Origin of the sequence: Francisella halioticida (assembly GCF_002211785.1) — a bacterium.
Lineage (GTDB): Bacteria > Pseudomonadota > Gammaproteobacteria > Francisellales > Francisellaceae > Francisella > Francisella halioticida.
Genome location: NZ_CP022132.1, coordinates 305,784 through 326,565, shown reverse-complemented (window position 1 = coordinate 326,565; position 20,782 = coordinate 305,784). Strand labels below are relative to the sequence as shown.

The following is a 20,782-nucleotide window of genomic DNA, read 5'->3' as shown; positions in this document are numbered from 1 at the left end:
TACAATTACAGTACAAGAAGTCAGCAATGGCTTAAAAAATTGGTTTTGCTTCTAGAAGAAATAACTCGAATCAAAATATTTTATTTATCTAGAGTTACAAAAGGTTACAGACTATAAATAGTTAAGAAAATTTTATAGATTATTATTCATATTATTACTTTAAAGTTAAGCTGGATAAATAATGCATGACTTTGATTTTATAACAGAAATAGAAGGAAACAGCAAAAGAAAAATTAATATTTCAATTGATGACATGAATGTTAACTACTCTTATACCAAAGAAAAAAGAGATCTTATCGCTAATGATTATTGGATCTTCAAAAAATTTCCAGGATTAACCAATTACTTTGGTAGCTCAATAAGATCTTACAATGGAATCACAACTAACAAATCAAGCGAATCTACTTTTATGCAGAACCTACTTACTCCTCTCAAAGGGATAGGGTCAATTACAACAGTCGCTGCTGCAGTAGGTGGATGTATAGGATTAATGACATCCCCAATCTCTGTTATTCCTATAATTTTAACTACTATGACTTGTCTTAAGGTCCAACAAGATGTAAGACTTACCTCAAAGAAAGTTAAATTAGATACCGAAAATATGCTCCTTTCATCATTTATGTATGAAAAAATATTCCAAGCGTCTATTCTTAATTAGGACTTTTGATGTGTAGTAATCTCTTCCACCTATCAGCGGAATCTCAAATACTATATAATTTTCTAAAATCTGCCTAATTTATATAGGAATTTAACAAATTAGTTTGATGATTTGTTAGTTCTAGAACACTAATTATTTCATTTTTAGACTTTTTCAAAACTATCTTAGAGTCTGGTATTTTTTGTTTTTTACCATACTCACTATTTTCTGATTTTTTATAAGGCTGATAAGAAGCTCTTTTATTTAAAATAGTACCTTGAGCTCGTCCATATCCATGAGATTTATATACACAATGCTTTGCTGGTGAACCAATCTCTTGTAATATGGTTGATAGATTCCTTTGCACTTGATAAGGCGTGGAAATACTATTGTTTTTACGCATTTGTTTTTGCCAAGGATGTAATAAATCCGTATCCAATAAACTTGCACATGCAAGTGAATTTATGTAGGCAAGTACACTAACTTGATTCCAAATATCTAGTGTTGGAGTATCTGGAGTTTCATATTTACCTAAAAGTAAATGTTGCTTAGAAAACCTAAAGAAATGCTCAATATTAAATCTACTTGAATATCTAGAAAATATTTCAAAACTAGTCAGCTTTCCTCTATCTTTGCCAGCTAACATCAACCACATATTTTTGTAGTATACTGGATCTCCATTGTCTTTAAAAACTTGAACTTTAACAATATCAAAACAATTCTCATGCATTGGCATGTTCCTTTTTCCATGAATAATTAAATTATTCCAACGAGTCAATTTTACAGTATATACTTTTCCTCGTGTGGTAACTATTTCACATTGTTCAGAATCAGATGGAGCTGTAGTCCATGTTGATTCATCATTTAATTTAAAAGACTCACCATATTTTTTGAGCTTATTATCACTATGATCTTGAAAAGATAAATTTCTAACAGAGTTAAGCCTGCTTAACAATAATGTATTATTTATAATGTCCCCAGAAAAAGCTACTGATTTTAGAAAGATTTTTATTCCTAGATGTTAAACTTAACTAGATAAATTAGGAAATAGATAAATGAGTAAAAAAAGAGTAACGTATACAGCTGATTTTAAAGCTAAAGTAATTATAGAATTGCTAGAAGGCGATATGACAGTTAATGAGATAGCAAGTAAGTATGATTTACTTCCTAAAAACGTGCACAATTGGAAGCAGCAATTTTTATCTAATGCTTGCTTAGCATTTGATAAAAGCTCTATTGTTAAGGAGTATAAGCAGGAAATAGATGAGCTTAGAAAAGATAAAGATGCAACAAGTAAAGAACTAGTCGAGGTAATAGTAGAGAGGGATTTTTTAATGGGAAAGCTAAAAAGCTTGGTATCATCAAATGATAGAGTAAACTCTGTAGATACTAAGCTAGAATTATCTTTAAATAATCAGCTTAAACTATTATCTGTATCTAAGAGTGTGTACTATTATACACCAATATCAAAATTTAGTAGTAATGATGATATTAAACTATTAAATGCAATAGATTTGATACATACTAAACATCCATATTATGGTACGAGAAGGCTAGTAAAGTTGCTAAATAGATTAGGATTTCTAGTTGGAAGGAAGCTAATCAAAAGTGCTATGGAATTCATGGGTATTAAGGCATTGTATCCTAAAAAAAAGACAACTGTCATTAATAAGCAACACAAGAAATATCCATACTTACTTAATGTATTTAAAAATGAGACGAATCAGGTTGTTATAGATAAAGCTAATAAGGTATGGAGTGCTGATATCACGTATATTAGACTAGAATGTGGGTATGCATATTTAGCAGCCATAATAGATTGGCATAGCAAGAAAATACTAGCTTGGAAGATTTCTAATACTATGGATACACATCTAACAACTAGTGTGTTAAAAGAAGCGTTATTTAAATATGGTAAACCTGATATCTTTAACTCTGATCAAGGAACTCAATATACAGCAAAAGAGCATATTAAAATATTATCTGATAATAAAATAAATATATCTATGGATGCTAAAGGAAGATCTATAGATAATATTGCAATTGAGAGATTTTGGAGAACACTGAAATATGAAAATGTTTATCCGGCATCATATATAACTATGAAAGAGGCTAAAGTAGGTATCAAAGAATATATTGATATTTACAACAATGAAAGACTACATTCTAGTATTGGATATATGACTCCTGATGAAGTATATTCTGGTATTTTAGATGCTGCATAAAAGCAAGGAATAAAAATATTTTATAAAGTGGTATTGAATAATAGGGACAGTTTATACTTCTGATAAGGTATTAGCATACTCATCATCCCATGAATTCCTCAAGGTATTTTCCATAAAATCACTCTCTCTTCTATAATCAAATATGAATTAAGGAATGTATAGAGTTTATTTTAAACTACTATAATTATTCAATGTTTTTTACAGCTATCTTCTCTAAAATTCATTAAATAAACCTATAGTTACAAGCAGCAGAATATTATAGAGTTAGCTTTCTTTAGCTAGAAGATCCATTGAAAGATTTATTGATTATATAAAGCTTTATCAAGCTATATTTCTCCCTACATAACACTTATAATTGAAAATGCTCATATAATGGTTCAATTATAGAAACTAACTCAGCTCAATAGGATCTATATCAAAATAGACTTTAATAGTACCCTTCATGCTACTACATATATTTTGTCTAATCCATTTGATCAACAGGTTTATCTCACCACGTTTTTTTGATGTGAGTAGCAAACTATAACGATAAACATTGTTCTTTTTTAAATGCAATGCAGGTAAAGGTTTAGAGACTTGAACGCTCTCACAATTTTCTAGCTTTGAATATATGTCATTTAGTAAATTTAGAACTTCTTGTTCTTTTTTCGATTCTGCTATTATTTGAGCCTGGTATGAATAAGGAGGATAATTGGCAGAATTTCTTTGCTCTAAAAGATAGTCAAGAAATTCTAAATAATCACTATTTACTAACAAATCTAAAAGTTTATTCTCTGGCTGATAAGTTTGTAATAATACTGTTCCTGGTTTATCTGCTCTACCTGCTCTACCTGAGACTTGAATGATCATTTGAGCCGTCTTCTCTATAGCATGAAAATCAGTACTATATAGGCCAGCATCAATATTTATTAACCCAACCAAGGTAATACTAGCAAAATGGTGTCCTTTTGCGATCATCTGAGTGCCAACAATAATATCAACCATATTATCATTAATCATTTGGTTAATATTATGAAGATCATTAATGGTTTTTATATTTGATCTATCAAAACGAACTATTTTATTATATGGGAATTTTGCTTCTAAACGATATTGAACCTTTTCTGTACCAGTTCCATAAGTAAATAGCTCTTGTTCACCACAACTTGTACATACTGTTACTAAAGGCTTACGAGAACCACAGAAATGGCATTCTAAGTACTGATATGGATGAGTATGTAGAGTATACGGTTTATCACATTTTTTGCATTCGACAACCTCTCCACAACTCTTACAAACTAATGCTTTAGCAAAACCTAACTTATTTATAAAAACTAAAGACTGTTGATGAGCAGTGATATTCTGCTCTAAAAAACTAAAAAGCTTATTACTAATACCATTATCGACTATGCTTGATTTTAAATCTAAAAGTTGAATTTGATTTTTATGATTATTTAGAGCTCTATTTTGTAACTTAAGTAACCTATATTTTCCAGTTAAGCTATTATAATAGCTTTGTATTGACGGTGTTGCACTTCCTAAAATCACTGGAATATCCAACTGATTAGCTCTAAATATAGCAATATCACGAGCATTATATCTAATAGTACTAGTCTGCTGTTTAAAAGAACTATCATGCTCTTCATCAATTATAATAATACCTAAGTTCTTGAAGTCTGCTAAAACTCCACTTCTCGTTGATATAACAATATCTGCCTCACCTTGTTTAATTTTTAACCAATTTGTAAGTCTTGCCCTCTCGGTCAATTTAGAGTGTAAAGCAACAATATTTTTTTGTGGAAACCTACTTTCAAATCTTTTTATTGTTTGAGGTGTAAGGTTTATCTCTGGAACCATTATAAGAACTTGCTTTGAACTATCTAAATAGCTTTTTATAGTTTGTAGATAAACCTCAGTTTTGCCACTACCAGTAACTCCGTATAATAGAAAAACATTAAAGTCCACTTTCGATAATATACTATTTAGTACATTATCTTGCTCTTCAGATAAATCTTTAGGCTTATCATATTCTACGGACTTACTAGACTCCTTTAACTTATATGACTTTCTAAGTATACCTTTCTCAAAAAGCTTATTGATGACATAAGTAGTTCCTAATTGTTTTAGACCCTCATATTTAATAAAGTCACTTTGTTTGAAAGTATTAATAAGTTCTTGTTGTTTATGTGTTAGCTTATGATTTTCTAGATTTTTAGAATCGATATAGACATATGTATCTTGCTGAGGCTTGATAGTTTCACTTTTTAGAAAATCATTTGGTAAAGCTAAACGTATTGCACTATATATATCACAACAGTAATATTGTGAAATCCAGATTATCAGTTTTTGTACATCTACATCTATAGGGCTATCTATAAATTTAACTACTGACTTAACTTTCTCAACTTCATAATTGACTTTAATATTTTTAGCAATTATAAAACCTATTAATTGACGTTTACCAACATTTACTAAGACTCGATCAAATAATCTAACATCATCATTATCAATACTATAATCAAGCATATATAACGGAGGAACAGCTAAAGCTACTTTAACAATCATTACTGGTATCCGCAATAGCTTTTGTATTTTTATACCAGAAATAGAATCCATATATGGCAGTTAAAAGAAAAATTAAATTTTGCAAAACCTGACCATACAACTGCTGCTGATACATTACAAAAACAAAATATAAATCAGAAATTATCCAAACCACCCAATTTTCCATGAATTTCTCTATAGTCATAATAATTGCTATAAATGTAATACCTGTCAACAAACCTGTTGATATAATATCTTTAGAGTCCGTAAAGTAATTAAACGCAATAGAAAACACACACAACACAATAATGTAAAATAGATAACGAAAATAGTCTGGGACTTTCATCCACTTGATAGCATTATCACTATCAATACCTTGTGTGCTCCACTTATACCACCCATAGCTAAAAAATATCACATACACAATCTGTAGCAAAACTAATGAGTAAGTACTCTTCATAGCAAACAAAAAAAGTAATATCACTGCTCCAACAATACCTAAAGACCAAGACCATACTTTTAATCTAGCAAGGTATACTGTGTATAAAACATTTATTATAAGTGCTGAATAATCAAGAATTTTAAATAACATAAACTATAATGACCTATTTAGAAACATTCATATAATTTTATATCAAGATCTTTATATAAATCTGATTTTATCGTATTAATCTTTCTAATTGTACTAGTTTTAAAGTTAATTGTTGGATTAAATGCCAAATAAACCTTATGTAGATTAAGATCAAAAACATCACAATTTAAATAGCATATATCTTGCGCAGTAATTCTAATAATACTTGCCTCTTCTAAAGTATACAAAACTTGTTTTACTTTATCATAATCAGCAACTGCAGTTTTTTTATAGATATTAGAAATACTCATACCATTTTTTAACTCTCGTTGAACAATGTGTAGATCTTTAAGAATATTAACACTTATACTCAAATCATCTCTTTTGACTTCTTTCTTAAAATTTAAAGTCACCTTCATATATTGCATTGCTCTAATCATAACAGCTCCTAATAGAGTTATATGCCAAGTAACATAAACCCAAAGAATAAATATAGGTATCAAAGAAAGTGAGCCATAGATAACAGAATATGTTGGCACATAAAACATATACAAAGAGAAAACTTTTTTGGCAATTGAGAAAACTATAGCAACCAGAAATGCCGCAAAAAAAGCCACTTTTGAGTTAATTCTTGTATTAGGGAGAATTTTATAGACCACAAAGAAACCACCAGTTAGGAAGATAATTGATAAAAAGTTTAATAAATATTGTTCAATACCAACCCCCTTAAAAAACCATGTCATTGATATAACATAAGTAGTTGATATAAAAACAAAACCCATCAGTAATGGCCCCATTGTCATCAATGCCCAATACACTAATAAACTTTGAATCATAGGTCGTTGCTTATTTACGTAAAATATCTTATTTAACGTGATCTCTAATCTTTTTATCATCAAAAAAATTACAACTAATAAAACTATAACTGAAGTAACAGGTAAACTAATCATTTTCTTAGAAAGAACCATGATATATTGCTGAACCATTGCTGCTGTTGCTGGAAGCATATTTTCAAATAAAAAATTCTGAATATTATCCGAAAGAGAACTAAATGCATTAAAAGCATTCAAAATATTTATTATAATGAAAAAAGCTGGTACGATAGCAAACAAACTTGTAAGAGTTATAGACGCTGCTACTGTTGGACATTCTTTACGGAAATACTCCTTAAACACCCAAATCCAATAGTTTTGAAAAATAATTAAATATTTTTTACATAATCTAATATTAAACATAGAATATACAACATGAAAAACATACTAATACTATACTACAGCCAAGGTGGAAGTACAAAGAAAATGGCTCATACCATAGCTCTAGACGTTGAGGCTTCAGGAGCTACTGCAGTAATACGAACTATTCCTAACATCTCTACTAAAACAGAAAAGATAGACTCTATAATTCCAGAAGACGGAGATTTATATGCAACAAAAGAAGACTTAGCCAACTGTGATGGCCTTATAGTAGGTAGTCCAGCATATTTTGGTAATATGGCATCTCCACTTAAATATTTTTTAGAAATAAATAGTGACTTATGGTTCAAAGGTAGTCTTATTGGTAAACCTGTTGGTTTTTTTACAACCGCATCAGGAATGCATGCAGGACATGAAAGCACTTTACTATCAATGATGATTCCCTTTATGCATCATGGTTGCTTAATTGTAGGCGTACCATATAGTGAACAAGCTCTAGAACATACTCGTACTGGTGGAACCCCTTATGGAGCCTCTCATCTAAATACTTTTTCACCAAACAAAACAATGTCTGATGATGAAATAAAGATATGTAAAACTTTAGGTAAAAGAATTTCTGAAATTGCTAATAAACTATCAAAATAAGAATCATCCATAAATTTGCAGATTTATGAGACGTTAGATACTTAACTTTATACGGATTCTCAAAAGAGGTAGCCGGGATCTGCACATCTTTAATTTTTATAGGTGTATGTATAGATACTAGCCTTTTATGAGAAATTCTAGCTTCGATAAAGGATGATGAGAAAAGATTTTTAATGATATCCCCGCATTAGGACTCTTTGTTGTAACGTATATTATCTTTTTTAACCATAGTATATAACTATAGCCTTTATATTATGTATTTTATTTGGAGCATTTCAAGCAGTCCAGTGCTTAATTACTCTGCTCTTAGAAATACTGTTTCAACAATCCAAATAGCTACAGGGTTGCTGTTATTAATATGTTTCTGCCATTAAGTGGTTGGTATACTACAATCACTAACAAGTTCTATTATTACTCACTTAAAACATGACTTTGGATACTCTTCTTTGCAGTCATTCCAATTAACCTTAATATTTATTCCTGTTCTAATGATTTTTTCTTTTATTATTACTTTATTTATGAAAGATTCTAAAGACTAAAAATATACTCCTTTACTATACATTTTTTTTACTTTATTATTTGTTTTACAATTTTCAATAAAGTAGAAATTTATGAAAAAAACTATCTTAATAATTGTTGTAGTCATTGCTATAGTTGGTTTACTTGTTATAAACTTTTTACCTAATGAAAAACCTCAAACAACAAAAGGCTCTCATGATATAAATGTTGTAGCCGCAGAAGATCAGTATGGTAGTGTGGCTAAACTTATAGGCGGAAGTAATGTCAAAGTCACAAATATAATTAATAATGCTGATGGTGATCCTCATACATTTATTTCCTCCGTAAAAAATGCAAAATTACTAGCCCAAGCAGATATTATTATATATAATGGTGCGGAATATGATTCTTGGATACAACCTATTCTTAAAAGCAACACTGGCGCTGTAATCATTAAGGTGCAAGATCTTCTAAGCTATCAACAAACTCATATCTTTGGTATAAACCCTCATCTTTGGTATAACCCTAAAACATTTCCTACGTTAGCAACTAAACTAAAAGATATCTTTATTAAGAAAGATCCTAGAGATAGAAGCTTATATGAAAAGAACTATGAAAATTTTAACAACAAATATGAAAAAGTATACAAACTAGTAAAACAAATAAAACAAAATTACAAAGGTACCCCTGTTACAGCAACAGAGCCGCTTTTTGGCTACATGGCAAGCGCTCTTGGGCTGAATATGAAAGGACTTGCTTTTCAATGGGTAATAATGAATGATTCTGAGCCAAGTCCTAAGATGATGATAAACTATCAAAAACTATTTAATGACAAAGAAGTTAAAGTTCTATTCTATAATGAACAAGTTACTGATAATGTTACACACAATATCTTGAAACTGGCAAGTAAAAATGAGATTCCAGTAGTAGGTATTACTGAGACAATGCCAACTAGTGATAATGCTATAGACTGGATGATAAATACATTACAAGCAACAGCAATAGTTCTAGAACAATCTAAAAATATAAAATGATTAAATGCTCAAACTTAGTTATTGGCTATAACAAGCCGATAACATCTCCTCTTAACTTAGAGATTCCAACCAACTCATGGGTTGGAATAGTTGGTAAAAATGGCATTGGAAAATCCACTTTTTTAAAAACCATTTTAGGTAAAATACCTAGCATCTCAGGATCAATAACTATAATCAACTCAAAGGTAGATGATAATGTTAGCTATATTCCTCAAGAAAGAGAAATAAATTTTGAAGAAAAAACTTCTGGATACACTCTGATAAAATATAGTTATAAACCTAAATCTTGGGGATTGCCTTTATTTAACAATGAGTTTAAAGATAAATTAAACTACCTTATTAAATTGACTCAAACTCAAGGTTACATACACAACCCTTTCAAGAACCTATCAGGTGGACAAAAGAAACGTATATATCTAATCCAAGCATTAATAAACGAGCCTAAAGTGCTACTTCTGGATGAACCACTATCAGATCTTGACCCTGATGCAAAACAAAAATTTATTGCTTGTCTTAAAGAAATTCACAAAAAAGAAAATATTACTCTTTTAATAATATCTCATGATATGAAAGAAATTGGTTCTCAACTAGATGCTTTTATTCATTTTAAAGATGGTAAATGCCATTACTGTAATGAGATGCCCTGTCTACAGGAGGATATCTGTGTTTAATTATACTTTTATGATATATGCATTTATAGCAGGCACTATAATAGCTATCATATGTGGAATTATTAGTTTTTTTGTCATTATTAGAAGGTTATCCTTTGCATCGCATGCTTTAGGCCATATTAGCCTAACGGGAGCTTCTGGTGCTATCTTACTTAATTTATCAGCTATGACTGGTCAGCTTTTTATAAATATAATAGCAGGGACTCTCATGGGTGCATTTGGTGATAAAATCAAAAAAAATGATATTTCTATAGGAATTGTCTTAACATTTTTTTTAGGATTAGGAACATATTTCCTATTTTTATATCAAAGTGGTTACTCTGGCTCTGTAATGTCAATCCTGGTTGGAAATATACTAACAGTCAGCCTTGAACAAATATATATTTTACTTGGGTTGGCTATATTTACTATAGTTGTACTCGCAATAATAGCAAGACCTTTATTTATATCATCTATAGATCCTGTTTTTGCTGAATCAAGAAAGGTTCCCAATAAACTTTTATCTATTCTTCTTTTTGTTTGTATCGCTATAACTGTATCAATGGCTTGTCAAGTTGTTGGAATATTGTTAGTTTTCTCACTTTTAATAGGCCCTGCTGCAGTCTCAACTCAGTGGGTTGATGGTTTTTATAAACCTATTGCTCTTAGTACTATAATTTCTGTATTTACAGTTTGGTCAGGAATAACTGCTGCCTACTACATAGATGTTCCTATTAGTTTTTTTATAACTACAATAATTTGCTGTTTATACCTTATAAGTATTGCAAAGAGTAAGCTAACATAGACTTATTTTTATCCATATATTATTTTCTTTTTTCACCTATTGTATTTATACTTATGCTAACTTAACCACAATTTAGATATAAAATGATAATAACAAAAGAAATTGAATATAGTGGAGATGGTATACTATTAAAAGGTTTCTGTGCGTACCCTGACAAAGGGTCACACTTACCTACAATATTAATAGCTCCAACATGGGCGGGTAGAGATAAATTTGCTTGTGATAAAGCAATTGCTATGGCGAAAAAAGGCTACTTTAGTTTTGCCTTAGATATTTATGGAGATGCTAAAGTAGGCTCATCAAAAGAAGAGAATGCCGCCTTAATGAATTCTTTATTAGAAGATAAGCATGCTCTTATGACAAGACTTAGAACAGCCTACAGTGTCGTGAAAAAAATACCTAGAGTAGATAAGTCAAATATCTCAGCAATCGGTTTTTGCTTTGGTGGTAGATGTGTGTTGGACATGGCAAGATCTAACATGCAATTAAAAGCAGCTATTAGTTTTCATGGCTTACTTGAATCAACGATAAGCAAAGAACAAAATATCGACACCAAAATATTAGTGTTACATGGTTATAATGACCCTATGATAACCCCTGAGCAAGTTAACAAATTTCAACAAGAGATGGATAAGCGTAAAGCCGACTGGCAATTACACAGCTTTGGTAATACCTATCATGCATTCACAAACCCAAGTGCTAATGATCTTGAGTCCGGTACAGTTTTTAATGCTACATCAAATAAAAGAGCTTGGAAATTAGCCGAAGACTTTCTTAGAGATGCTTTTGTGAGTGGATACCCATTCTAAAATTTAAGAAATTTATTTAATAAGTCCTATATAAGGAAGTTCACGATATTTTTCATCAAAATCTAAGCCATATCCAACTATAAATTTATCTTCTATCTCAAAGCAAATATAGTCAAGATTTACTTCTCTTTCTAACCTTGCTGGCTTAAAGAGTAACGTAGCAAACTTCAAAGTTTTAGGACTATACTTATTTATACCATCTATTAGCTTATGGTAAGTATGTCCAGTATCAACTATATCTTCAACTATTATAATGTTTTTGTCTTTAACAAACTCTTCTTTGAGAGATGTTTCTGTCAAAGTTACTTTTCCAGTGCTAGTTATCCCTGAACCATAAGATGATGCTGTAATAAACTGCGTTCTTAGATCAACTCTTAGCTTTCTTGCAAGATCAGCAAAGAACATAAAAGATCCTTTTAAAACACATACAAGAGTAACTTCTTGACCTGAGTAATCTTGATTAATTTCTTCAGCTAATTTAGTAATAGCATCTTCAAGCTGTTGAGGTGTTATATAAACATCAGTATTTTCTGCAGAATAGCTCATAATTAATCCTTTTTGAAATAGTCTTCAAAGAATAAAATTTGTTCTCTAGATGGACCATATGCTAGTGAAGAAATAGGAATACCTATATGATTTTCTATAGTTCGTAAATATGTTACAAGAGCATTAGACATATTATCTTTAGTGACTATTTTATCAATAGAGAAAGGCTCTAAATCAACTAGTATTGGCTCAACTTTGTATAAATCTATACCAGGATATGCACAATATATTTCTTTACCTTCATATTTATAACCAATACAAATCTTTAAAATATCCATATCTGATAATACATCAACTTTTGTTAAAGCAACAGATGTCAAATTTGAGCACTTTGCTGAATACTTTAACAATGGTAAATCTAACCAACCACAACGGCGAGTTCTACCAGTAGTTACACCTATTTCACCACCTTTCTTTTGAATAAAATCTCCCACATTGTCAAAAAGCTCTGTAGGGAAAGGTCCTTCACCAACTCTTGTTGTATAGGCTTTTGTAATTCCAATCACATGATCTAAATCACTACCTGCAGTTGTAGCTCCAGAGTAAACGCCTGCAACAGAAGTATTTGATGATGTTACAAAAGGATATGTTCCATAATCAACATCCAAAAGTACACCCTGGGCACCCTCATAAACTATATTTTTACCTTCTGAAATAGCTGAATCTATAATCGAAAAAGTGTCTTTTGCATATTGTTTGAGTTTTTGGCCTAAAGAATAAAGCCTGTCAAATTCTTCTTCAATTGATGGATATTCAACGTTATATAAATCTCTAAATAATGTCTCTTTTTCAGCTAAAGATATTTCTAATCTTGATCTTAATAGATCTTTATCAAATAGATGCTTAAACTTAATTGCCTTACGAGATACCTTGTCTTCATACGCTGGACCAATACCTTTTCCAGTTGTACCTATTTTTTCAGTATTACTATTCTCTCTGACAGCATCTAGTAGCTTATGATAAGAGGTGATAACTGTACAAGATTCCGAAACAAAAAGATTATCTGCTGAAATACTTATACCAGTTTCTTGCAAACGTATAATCTCACTATCAAGAGCCACAGGGTCTAGTACTACACCATGGCCAATTACACATTTTGTATGCTTATGTAAAACACCAGATGGAATAAGATGCAAGAAAGTTTTCTTACCATCTACAACTAGTGTATGACCAGCATTATTACCACCTTGATAGCGTACAACTAAATCTGATTTCTCTGCTAATGTATCCGCTATTTTACCTTTACCTTCATCGCCCCATTGAGCACCAACAATTACAATTTTTGACATATTAAAACTGAATATTCTGAGATTAAAGTTTAGATACATAGCATGGTAATATATTAGCGACAATTTTGCTAGTAAAATTGGTTACCTTAAACCTCAAATAATTCTTTGAAGATATCCCAAAAATATTTTTTTTGAGATATACTAAAACCTAGTGTATTAATTTTTTAGTCTTTAATGTACCTCATGATGGATAAATCTTATTCAAATCAATATAAATATGTATATCTTTTTATAATTGCCTGCTTATTTACAGGTCTTTCTGTTTTTTTACAAGTCGTTCCTATGTCAATATTTGACTACACCAAACATACTTTTTCTATTGATAGTTCAACATTTGCTAGCTTAACCTCCCTATATTTTATTTCCTATGCTATCTTACAGATACCTAACGGTATAATTCTAGACAGATTTGGAATAAAAAAAATCCTGATAATAGGAATCCTCATAACACTCATTGGAAATATTCTATATTGCTTCTCTCCAAATATTTTTCTTATTGGTGTCAGTCGCCTTATTATTGGTATAGGATGTTCGATAGCATATCTAGGAGCCGCTTTTATTGCTGCGAGGTTTTTTAGTCCAAGATTTTTACCTCTTTGCATTGCTTTAATAGAAGTTTTTTCTACAATTGGAGCAATCTTAGCTGAAGAAATATATTCATCTGTTATCAAACTATTTGGATGGAACATTTCTAATGCCATCATTATAATAATAACTTTTTTAATTTTAGTGTTATCTGTATTTTTTCTAAAAAAGATACCTTCTAATAAAAAGACCTCACCTGATCATTTTAATTTTCTGGAGGTTTTACACTCAATTAAAAACCTTATGGGAAATAAACTACTATTAGGAATATTTATATATTCGTTTTTTTGTTGGGGTATACTTATGGGATTTGCTGGCTTCTGGTCTTATAACTATTTCAGCAAAATGCATAGCTACTTACTAAATGAAGCATTCAAACTGTCAGAGGTATATTGGTTTAGCTTCCTGTTTTTCTCTTTATTTATAAGCCTTTTTATGAAGAAGATTAATACAATAAAAAAGATTCTAGTACTTTTATCATTCCTAGGTTTTGCTAGTTATGCTATAATGAGTTTTCCGGCGCTATTCAATGATTTTCAATTAGATATATTTTGCATTGCTGTAGGCTTATCGGCATCTGGTATCGTCCTAGGTTTCGCGTTAATCACCTATTTAGTTGATAACAATATGATAGGAAGAGCGATGGCTCTTAACAATACCTTCATTGTATTGGGCGGCTATGTTACACAAATACTATTTGGATATGTCAAAAATATTGAAGCCGACTACTCAGCCGTAATATTGGAGAAAACAAACGCGACTGTCAACAGTGGCTACTACAGTGAATTACTACTCTTACTCTTACTCTTACTCTTACTCTTACTCTTACTCTTACTCTTATTCTTATTTTCATTCTTATCGTTATCAGCTATATCTTTCACTATTTTTAATATGAGAAAATTAAATTTAAGCAGCCCCATATAATCCTATTTGATAAATTATATAACACATTAACACTACTTTAAAACAAGAGGTAAATATGTCAAAAATAAAAAGAGTTCTAATATCTGTTTCAGATAAAACAGGTGTTGTCGATTTTGCCAAAGAATTAGCTAAATACAACATAGAAATTCTTTCAACAGGAGGAACATCTAAAATCTTAAAAGAAGCTGGTTTAGCCGTCAAGGATGTATCTGAGCACACTCATTTTCCAGAGATAATGAATGGCCGTGTTAAAACACTTCATCCTCTTATCCACGGTGGTATCTTAGCTGATAGAGACAACTTCGAACACCTTCAAGCAATGCAAGAGAATAGTATTGGCCAAATAGATATGGTTGTTGTTAATTTATACCCTTTTGTTAATACTGTTAAATTTGGAGCTGGTTTTGATACATGTATTGAAAATATTGATATAGGTGGGCCATCAATGGTTCGCTCATGTGCAAAGAACCATAAACATACAACGATAGTCACAAACCCTACTCAATATGAAGCAGTAACAAAAGAAATGGCGCAAAATGACGGTCAAACAACCCTAAAAACACGTAAGAAATTTGCCAAAGAAGCTTTTGCTCATACAGCAGAATATGATAGCCATATTGCAAATTGGTTTAGCAGAGAATTAGACGAAGAGTATCCAGAAAAACTTTTTTCAGTAGGAACTCTTAAGCAAGTTCTAAGATATGGTGAAAATCCACACCAGAAAGCATCAGTCTATTCAACAAATACAGATTGTATAAGCATCACAAATGCTAAACAACTACAAGGTAAAGAACTATCATACAATAATTTAAATGATGCTGATGGTGCGTTTGAAATAGTTTGTGAATATTCTGAACCATCTTGTGCAATTATCAAACATGCCAACCCCTGCGGTATAGCCTCTGGTGAAAATGCTTACGAAGCCTGGAAAAAAGCTTTAGCTTGTGATCCAATTTCAGCATTTGGTGGTATTGTCGCTTTTAACTGTGAAGTTAACAAAGAATGGGCTGAATCTTTAGGAAAGATGTTCTTAGAAGTTATAATAGCTCCAGGCTTTACTCAAGAAGCTTTAGAAATTTTAGCTGCTAAGAAAAACTTACGTGTACTAGAAACAGGCAAAGTTTTTGATACAAAATCATCACGTATGATAAGCAAAAACATCCATGGTGGAATATTATCTCAATCATATGATAATGGTGGTGTTGAGATAAAAGACTGCAAAGTTGTTACAGATAGAATACCTACTGACAAAGAGTGGGCTGATTTAATGTTTGCTTGGAAAGCTGTTAAATATGTTAAATCAAATGCCATTGTGTATGCTAGAGATATTCAAACAGTTGGTATAGGTGCTGGACAAATGTCTCGTGTAGATTCTGCTAGAATTGGTGCTGAAAAAGCTCAAGCTCATGAAAGCGCTAAAAACTCTGTTGTTGCATCTGATGCTTTCTTCCCTTTTGCTGATGGCTTAGAAGAATGTATCAAAGCTGGCACGACTGCAGTAATTCAACCAGGTGGGTCGAAAAATGATCAAGAAGTTATTGATGCTGCTAACAAAGCTGGTATAACTATGGTATTCACAGGAATGAGACATTTTAGACATTAATTAACTCTTTATAACTTTGATCTACCCCGTCAATTTGGGACAGTTTACTATTTCATTTTCCATTATATATTCAAATTGATATGGAGTCATATAATTTATTGTAGAATGTCTCCTTTTTGTATTATAGTAAGCTTCAATATATTCAAATATTGATAGTTTAGCTTCTTCTCTAGTTTTATAGCTTTCATCATGTACTAACTCTACTTTTAAAGTTCCAAAGAAACTTTCACAAGCAGTATTATCGTAACAGCATCCTTTAGAGCTCATACTTGATAGTAGCCAGTGTTCTTTAATAATGTCTTGATATTGTTTGCTACAGTACTGTGACCATTTATCAGAGTGTATAATCACACCACTAGGAAAATTTCTTCTAAATAATGCCATATTTAAAGCATTACAAACTAAATCCGCTTTCATCCTAGAATCCATTGCCCAACCAATAACTGATCTTGAGAATAAATCTATAATCACACAAAGATACAGCCACCCCTCTTGTGTAGGTACATAAGTTATATCTGTAACCCACCTATGATTTACAGATAAAGCAGTGAAGTTTTGTTCTAATAAATTATCAGAAACATATTTGTTGTGGTTAGAATCTGTAGTTTTCTTATGCTTACGAGCCGCTTTAGCATGTAAGCCAAGTAATTTCATACGTTTAGATACTCTAGGTTGAGTAACTTTCCAACCCATATCTTTAAGCTCTTTGTATATCCTAACACTTCCATATCTAGATTTATGTTCATTAAAATAGCATCATCTAGTTCAGCATCATTATATTGCCTTTTACCTATAGGTTTATGAATCCATCTGTAATATGAAGATGTGCTCACATTCAAAGATTTACATAGTGTTGTTACTGGCATAACTTTATAATGCTCCTTAATAAAGGCGTACCTTACAGATTTTGCTTTGCAAAGTACGCTGCTGACTTTTTTAGTATTTCACGCTCTGTTTCTGCCTGTTTGAGTTTTTTCTTCAAATCAGTATTTTCAAAAGATAGTTGCTGGTACTGCGTTTTATAATCTATCTTTATTTCTTTCTGAGGGTTTGACATGGCTTTGGATATCCAACTGCAAATGGTTTTATATTTAACCCCTAAATTATCTGCTATTTATCGTCTATTTGCATCTGGTTGTAAACATAATTTAACAGCTTCATCTTTAAACTCTTTTGTATATCTCATCTTGTCTCCTTTTCTTAACACCTAAGTGTCCCAAATAGGAGGGTATGATCACTTCATATTCTTCTATTATTTTCTGAATTTAGATTTAATATAGTTTTTCTACTCTACGACAATGCTGATGTCAACAGTGGAGATATAACTAAAACGACACCTATAAAAATAATAAAATAAATACTTTTAGTACGATACTTCTTTAAGCTTGATGTTTTAAAAACTATATACGCAGGAACTAAGCATCCCAATATACCAAATATAGGCCCAGATAAAGGTACTAGTTTATATATTGGTGCATTAAAAACTATCGAAAGCCATGTTAATAAGAAAATTATGACTACTACTATAGTATTGAGACTGAATAAACCTTTTCCTTCAATAGCTAAACCATTTTTCCTAAGCTTATCTCTTAAAATTCCCCTTAAAGATTCCTCCATGCCTGCTAAGATACTTAAAAAAGATGTCAAGATAGCACATAAGCTGATAATAATTCCACAAATATATAATATATTATTTGATACTCCATTCTTCTCCAGCAATATAAAAGCTGACTGATTATTTGCTGTTGCCTGCAATGCTTGAGTCTTTGGAATGACTAGCGAAAAAGATAACACATAGAAACCTATAATTATAACCAAAATACCAAATGCTATACTCATAGTTATAAGAGTTTTATTTAAGACAAAATTCTTATCCAGGTCAGAATAGTGAGATCTATAGCCAATAACCATAGGACTTAGCGATTGAATAAATAAGATTGATGTTAAGGAGAATGGCAGCATTATAATACTTTTAGCCACAAACTCGCCACTATTATGAGGTAGTATCAAAAGATTATTAACCGACCATAATGGTATTAAACAAAAAGATACGATAATAATAGCTACTATCAGTATAGTTACTAAAAATGTAGATATTCTTACAAAAACCTTTTGGCTTTTCATTCCTAAAAATATCAAAATAATCATCAAGATAGCACTATATAAAGCACTTTGCTCAAGGTGCGGATTTGTAGTTAGCTTAAACATATACAAGTATGATGCCAAAGACTTTGTAACAACTTCAGCATATATCACTGTCCATATTATCATCATAAATAAGTACAAAGCCCCTAAGAAAGCTGACCACTTACTTCCTAATAGTTCAGCGACAACTTCTTTATAATCTTTAGGGTGTTTTGATTCAAATAATGTTTGAATATAAAGCTTTTGAAAAAGATATATCCCAGGGTAAGCTATCAATATTGATATCGCAAAAACAGCAAAACCAACAACACCTACACTTACAGGAACAAGAACAATACCAGCCCCTACAGCCATTCCTATACTAACAACAAGCCAGCTTAGATCGAATTTATTAAACTTATAAGATTGAGACACTAATACTTTTAAGGTAGAAAAAATGTATGTATATTTTACATTTTTTTAAAAAAATTTAAATAAAAAATTATTGTTTAACCCACACTAGCTTACTAGTATTATATCCAAGTTCTTTTGCTTTTTTAACAAAATCTTGCTTTACATTTTTAGGAACTATTTTAGTTCTAGAAAGTAGCCATAAATAATTCTTATTATCGCCAGCAACATAAGCATACTTATAATTATCATCTAACTTAAATACAACATATGCACCATAGAACGGTCTAAAGAATGAAACTTTTAAATATGCAGTATTTTTATTTTCAACAAATTTTGCGACACCCTTTGCATAGCTTCTTTTACCTGTAGAAGGGGTGATTCCACTATTTACCACTTTTATAGAACCATTAGGATTTAAACTATATTGTGCATAAACATTTGTCATACCTTTTTCAAAACTATTATCAAAACGTGCTATTTCATACCATTTACCTAAATATTTACCTGCTTGAAAGTTCTTTACAGGCTCAATACCATCAGGCTTTGTTACACATCCAGAAAGCAATATCACAAATACACTTACTAATATCACGAATAGCTTTTTCATATTTAAATCTCTTTTTTAAATTTCTAATAGGTATACAATATAGTAAACTAAATATTCGTTATAAGAATAGTTAAATTTTTTTAATATTATGGAACTAAGTTACTTTGATTTTCTAAAAAGAAATGATCTTACAGATTACAAGCTATTTATTATAACTGGAGATGAGCCTCTACAAAAACATAATATTATTGAAAAAATAACCAAGCAATTTAAACAAAAAGAGTTTGAAATCTCTTATCATGACTTAACTGAACAAAACTTAGATGTATTATATAATGAAACAAATAGTCTAAGTCTATTTTCAATGGATAAATTTATTCAATTTAACTTTGAAAAACCTCCACAAAAAAACCTTCAGTATGGTCTAACTGAAAACCTATTAAGAGATGATGAAAATGTTTACCTACTTGTTTTTAGTGGTATGAAAAAACAAAACACCTCCGCAAAATGGTTTCAAAGCCTTACAAACAAAGCCATACACGTGAAAATATATCAACCAAACTTCACCAATGCTATAAATATAATAGATAACGAAGTAGCAAATCTAAACATTAACATTACTAGACAAGCGGTAGAACTCTTAACACAAAAAACAGAAGGCAACCTTATTGCTACAAAGCAAATACTAAAACTTCTGTCTAGACAGAACACTCCTTTTTTTGATGAGAATACAGTACGTCCTTTTCTTTATGAACATGCAAACTATGATGTATTTGATCTTTCTGAAGCTATCCTTAAACAACAAAGAACTAAAGCTTTAAAGATTTTGAACAATATTCTAAATGAAAATGATAAGCCTCCTTTAATATTATGGTGTCTAAAAAAAGAGCTAAGAATTCTTTCACAACTAAAAAACACTCAAATAACATATCATCAGAAAATATTTAAAGATAATAATATCTGGCAATCAAAACAAAAATTTTATACAAGCTTGGCAAATAGAATTGATTCAAACATAATATCACAATGTTTGGAAATGTGTCTTGATACTGACTTATCCATAAAGGGAGCTAAAAAATCAAATATCCGATTGCAGTTGAATGAAATAATTTTTCAATTATTTAGTTAGTTCAGGGTTGAATTTTATCAAAACTTATGAT

At 30.7% G+C, this 20,782-nt stretch carries 21 protein-coding genes; 10 read left to right on the top strand and 11 right to left on the bottom strand.

Annotation, left to right across the window (positions count from 1 at the left end; genetic code table 11):
• Nucleotides 1-181: 181 nt before the first annotated feature.
• The gene (locus CDV26_RS01770; RefSeq protein ID WP_088771835.1) at nt 182-658 is read left to right on the top strand and encodes a hypothetical protein; all 477 of its coding nucleotides are present in this window, start codon (nt 182-184) and stop codon (nt 656-658) included.
• Nucleotides 659-731: 73 nt separating this feature from the next.
• Here CDV26_RS01770 and CDV26_RS01765 read toward each other — a convergent pair whose 3' ends face one another.
• The gene (locus tag CDV26_RS01765) at nt 732-1,592 is read right to left on the bottom strand and encodes a hypothetical protein (RefSeq protein WP_088771834.1); all 861 of its coding nucleotides are present in this window, start codon (nt 1,590-1,592) and stop codon (nt 732-734) included.
• A 100-nt stretch (nt 1,593-1,692) separates the two neighbouring features.
• On the opposite strand from CDV26_RS01765, the gene CDV26_RS01760 reads away from it, so the two are divergent.
• Nucleotides 1,693-2,862 carry an IS3 family transposase gene (locus CDV26_RS01760; protein WP_088771833.1) on the top strand — a complete coding sequence of 390 codons (1,170 nt, stop codon included), beginning with the start codon at nt 1,693-1,695 and terminating at the stop codon, nt 2,860-2,862.
• 390 nt (nt 2,863-3,252) lie between these two features.
• On the opposite strand, the gene priA is transcribed toward CDV26_RS01760, so the two are convergent.
• From priA to CDV26_RS01745, 3 genes are read right to left on the bottom strand one after another with little or no spacing between them, the layout of a single operon-like run.
• Entirely contained in the window at nt 3,253-5,406 is a 2,154-nt protein-coding gene (gene priA / locus CDV26_RS01755; RefSeq protein ID WP_088771832.1) for a replication restart helicase PriA, read from the bottom strand.
• On the bottom strand, nt 5,396-5,977 hold the full coding sequence (gene pnuC / locus CDV26_RS01750; RefSeq protein ID WP_088771831.1) for a nicotinamide riboside transporter PnuC: 582 nt from the start codon (nt 5,975-5,977) through the stop codon (nt 5,396-5,398). The genes priA and pnuC overlap by 11 nt, the downstream gene beginning before the upstream one ends.
• A gap of 17 nt (nt 5,978-5,994) precedes the next feature.
• Nucleotides 5,995-7,191: a YhjD/YihY/BrkB family envelope integrity protein gene (locus tag CDV26_RS01745; RefSeq protein WP_088771830.1), complete on the bottom strand. Its 1,197-nt coding sequence runs from the start codon at nt 7,189-7,191 to the stop codon at nt 5,995-5,997.
• 12 nt (nt 7,192-7,203) lie between these two features.
• On the opposite strand from CDV26_RS01745, the gene wrbA reads away from it, so the two are divergent.
• The 5 genes from wrbA to CDV26_RS01720 all read left to right on the top strand — a co-directional run bounded on the left by wrbA (nt 7,204) and on the right by CDV26_RS01720 (nt 11,590).
• The gene (gene wrbA, locus CDV26_RS01740; protein WP_088771829.1) at nt 7,204-7,794 is read left to right on the top strand and encodes an NAD(P)H:quinone oxidoreductase; all 591 of its coding nucleotides are present in this window, start codon (nt 7,204-7,206) and stop codon (nt 7,792-7,794) included.
• 611 nt (nt 7,795-8,405) lie between these two features.
• A complete protein-coding gene (locus CDV26_RS01735) occupies nt 8,406-9,326 on the top strand; it encodes a metal ABC transporter solute-binding protein, Zn/Mn family (protein ID WP_088771828.1) in 921 nt (306 codons plus the stop codon).
• Entirely contained in the window at nt 9,323-9,997 is a 675-nt protein-coding gene (locus CDV26_RS01730) for a metal ABC transporter ATP-binding protein (RefSeq protein WP_088771827.1), read from the top strand. Before CDV26_RS01735 ends, CDV26_RS01730 begins: the two co-directional genes overlap by 4 nt.
• Nucleotides 9,939-10,781: a metal ABC transporter permease gene (locus CDV26_RS01725; RefSeq protein ID WP_088771826.1), complete on the top strand. Its 843-nt coding sequence runs from the start codon at nt 9,939-9,941 to the stop codon at nt 10,779-10,781. The genes CDV26_RS01730 and CDV26_RS01725 overlap by 59 nt, the downstream gene beginning before the upstream one ends.
• An 83-nt stretch (nt 10,782-10,864) precedes the next feature.
• Nucleotides 10,865-11,590 carry a dienelactone hydrolase family protein gene (locus tag CDV26_RS01720; protein WP_088771825.1) on the top strand — a complete coding sequence of 242 codons (726 nt, stop codon included), beginning with the start codon at nt 10,865-10,867 and terminating at the stop codon, nt 11,588-11,590.
• Nucleotides 11,591-11,602: 12 nt separating this feature from the next.
• Here the strand turns inward: CDV26_RS01720 and hpt are convergent, their stop codons facing one another.
• Entirely contained in the window at nt 11,603-12,136 is a 534-nt protein-coding gene (gene hpt / locus CDV26_RS01715) for a hypoxanthine phosphoribosyltransferase (protein ID WP_088771824.1), read from the bottom strand.
• Nucleotides 12,137-12,138: 2 nt separating this feature from the next.
• Nucleotides 12,139-13,425, bottom strand: a complete 1,287-nt coding sequence (locus CDV26_RS01710) for an adenylosuccinate synthase (protein ID WP_088771823.1) — start codon at nt 13,423-13,425, stop codon at nt 12,139-12,141.
• A 186-nt stretch (nt 13,426-13,611) separates the two neighbouring features.
• Between CDV26_RS01710 and CDV26_RS01705 the strand changes: the two genes are divergently transcribed.
• Both CDV26_RS01705 and purH read left to right on the top strand, forming a co-directional pair.
• Nucleotides 13,612-14,934, top strand: coding sequence for an MFS transporter (locus tag CDV26_RS01705; RefSeq protein ID WP_169709698.1), 1,323 nt, complete (start codon nt 13,612-13,614; stop codon nt 14,932-14,934).
• Nucleotides 14,935-14,989: 55 nt separating this feature from the next.
• Nucleotides 14,990-16,537, top strand: coding sequence for a bifunctional phosphoribosylaminoimidazolecarboxamide formyltransferase/IMP cyclohydrolase (purH, locus tag CDV26_RS01700; RefSeq protein ID WP_088771821.1), 1,548 nt, complete (start codon nt 14,990-14,992; stop codon nt 16,535-16,537).
• A gap of 21 nt (nt 16,538-16,558) precedes the next feature.
• On the opposite strand, the gene CDV26_RS01695 is transcribed toward purH, so the two are convergent.
• The 5 genes from CDV26_RS01695 to CDV26_RS01680 form a co-directional block, all read right to left on the bottom strand.
• Complete coding sequence (locus CDV26_RS01695; protein WP_088773427.1) at nt 16,559-17,230, bottom strand: IS3 family transposase; 672 nt, start codon at nt 17,228-17,230, stop codon at nt 16,559-16,561.
• Entirely contained in the window at nt 17,188-17,403 is a 216-nt protein-coding gene (locus CDV26_RS01690) for a hypothetical protein (RefSeq protein WP_088771820.1), read from the bottom strand. Before CDV26_RS01690 ends, CDV26_RS01695 begins: the two co-directional genes overlap by 43 nt.
• Nucleotides 17,404-17,435: 32 nt before the next feature.
• Nucleotides 17,436-17,594: a hypothetical protein gene (locus CDV26_RS11835; protein ID WP_157671347.1), complete on the bottom strand. Its 159-nt coding sequence runs from the start codon at nt 17,592-17,594 to the stop codon at nt 17,436-17,438.
• Between the two features lie 233 nt (nt 17,595-17,827).
• Entirely contained in the window at nt 17,828-19,036 is a 1,209-nt protein-coding gene (locus CDV26_RS01685; RefSeq protein WP_088773426.1) for an aromatic amino acid transport family protein, read from the bottom strand.
• 127 nt (nt 19,037-19,163) lie between these two features.
• Entirely contained in the window at nt 19,164-19,682 is a 519-nt protein-coding gene (locus tag CDV26_RS01680) for a lipocalin family protein (protein WP_088771819.1), read from the bottom strand.
• An 88-nt stretch (nt 19,683-19,770) separates the two neighbouring features.
• Between CDV26_RS01680 and holA the strand changes: the two genes are divergently transcribed.
• The gene (holA, locus tag CDV26_RS01675; RefSeq protein ID WP_088771818.1) at nt 19,771-20,751 is read left to right on the top strand and encodes a DNA polymerase III subunit delta; all 981 of its coding nucleotides are present in this window, start codon (nt 19,771-19,773) and stop codon (nt 20,749-20,751) included.
• The last annotated feature ends 31 nt before the right edge of the window (nt 20,752-20,782 follow it).

Bases quoted from the DNA above. Each gene is read 5' to 3' on its own strand.
- CDV26_RS01680 (WP_088771819.1), bottom strand. From the start codon at position 19,682: ATGAAAAAGCTATTCGTGATATTAGTAAGTGTATTTGTGATATTGCTT.
- CDV26_RS11835 (WP_157671347.1), bottom strand. From the start codon at position 17,594: ATGTCAAACCCTCAGAAAGAAATAAAGATAGATTATAAAACGCAGTAC.
- CDV26_RS01745 (WP_088771830.1), bottom strand. From the start codon at position 7,191: ATGTTTAATATTAGATTATGTAAAAAATATTTAATTATTTTTCAAAAC.
- CDV26_RS01735 (WP_088771828.1), top strand. From the start codon at position 8,406: ATGAAAAAAACTATCTTAATAATTGTTGTAGTCATTGCTATAGTTGGT.
- CDV26_RS01685 (WP_088773426.1), bottom strand. From the start codon at position 19,036: ATGGCTGTAGGGGCTGGTATTGTTCTTGTTCCTGTAAGTGTAGGTGTT.
- hpt (WP_088771824.1), bottom strand. From the start codon at position 12,136: ATGAGCTATTCTGCAGAAAATACTGATGTTTATATAACACCTCAACAG.
- CDV26_RS01760 (WP_088771833.1), top strand. From the start codon at position 1,693: ATGAGTAAAAAAAGAGTAACGTATACAGCTGATTTTAAAGCTAAAGTA.
- CDV26_RS01725 (WP_088771826.1), top strand. From the start codon at position 9,939: ATGGTAAATGCCATTACTGTAATGAGATGCCCTGTCTACAGGAGGATA.
- CDV26_RS01730 (WP_088771827.1), top strand. From the start codon at position 9,323: ATGATTAAATGCTCAAACTTAGTTATTGGCTATAACAAGCCGATAACA.
- CDV26_RS01770 (WP_088771835.1), top strand. From the start codon at position 182: ATGCATGACTTTGATTTTATAACAGAAATAGAAGGAAACAGCAAAAGA.
- holA (WP_088771818.1), top strand. From the start codon at position 19,771: ATGGAACTAAGTTACTTTGATTTTCTAAAAAGAAATGATCTTACAGAT.
- purH (WP_088771821.1), top strand. From the start codon at position 14,990: ATGTCAAAAATAAAAAGAGTTCTAATATCTGTTTCAGATAAAACAGGT.
- wrbA (WP_088771829.1), top strand. From the start codon at position 7,204: ATGAAAAACATACTAATACTATACTACAGCCAAGGTGGAAGTACAAAG.
- priA (WP_088771832.1), bottom strand. From the start codon at position 5,406: ATGATTGTTAAAGTAGCTTTAGCTGTTCCTCCGTTATATATGCTTGAT.
- CDV26_RS01705 (WP_169709698.1), top strand. From the start codon at position 13,612: ATGGATAAATCTTATTCAAATCAATATAAATATGTATATCTTTTTATA.
- CDV26_RS01710 (WP_088771823.1), bottom strand. From the start codon at position 13,425: ATGTCAAAAATTGTAATTGTTGGTGCTCAATGGGGCGATGAAGGTAAA.
- pnuC (WP_088771831.1), bottom strand. From the start codon at position 5,977: ATGTTATTTAAAATTCTTGATTATTCAGCACTTATAATAAATGTTTTA.
- CDV26_RS01695 (WP_088773427.1), bottom strand. From the start codon at position 17,230: ATGGGTTGGAAAGTTACTCAACCTAGAGTATCTAAACGTATGAAATTA.
- CDV26_RS01690 (WP_088771820.1), bottom strand. From the start codon at position 17,403: ATGCCAGTAACAACACTATGTAAATCTTTGAATGTGAGCACATCTTCA.
- CDV26_RS01720 (WP_088771825.1), top strand. From the start codon at position 10,865: ATGATAATAACAAAAGAAATTGAATATAGTGGAGATGGTATACTATTA.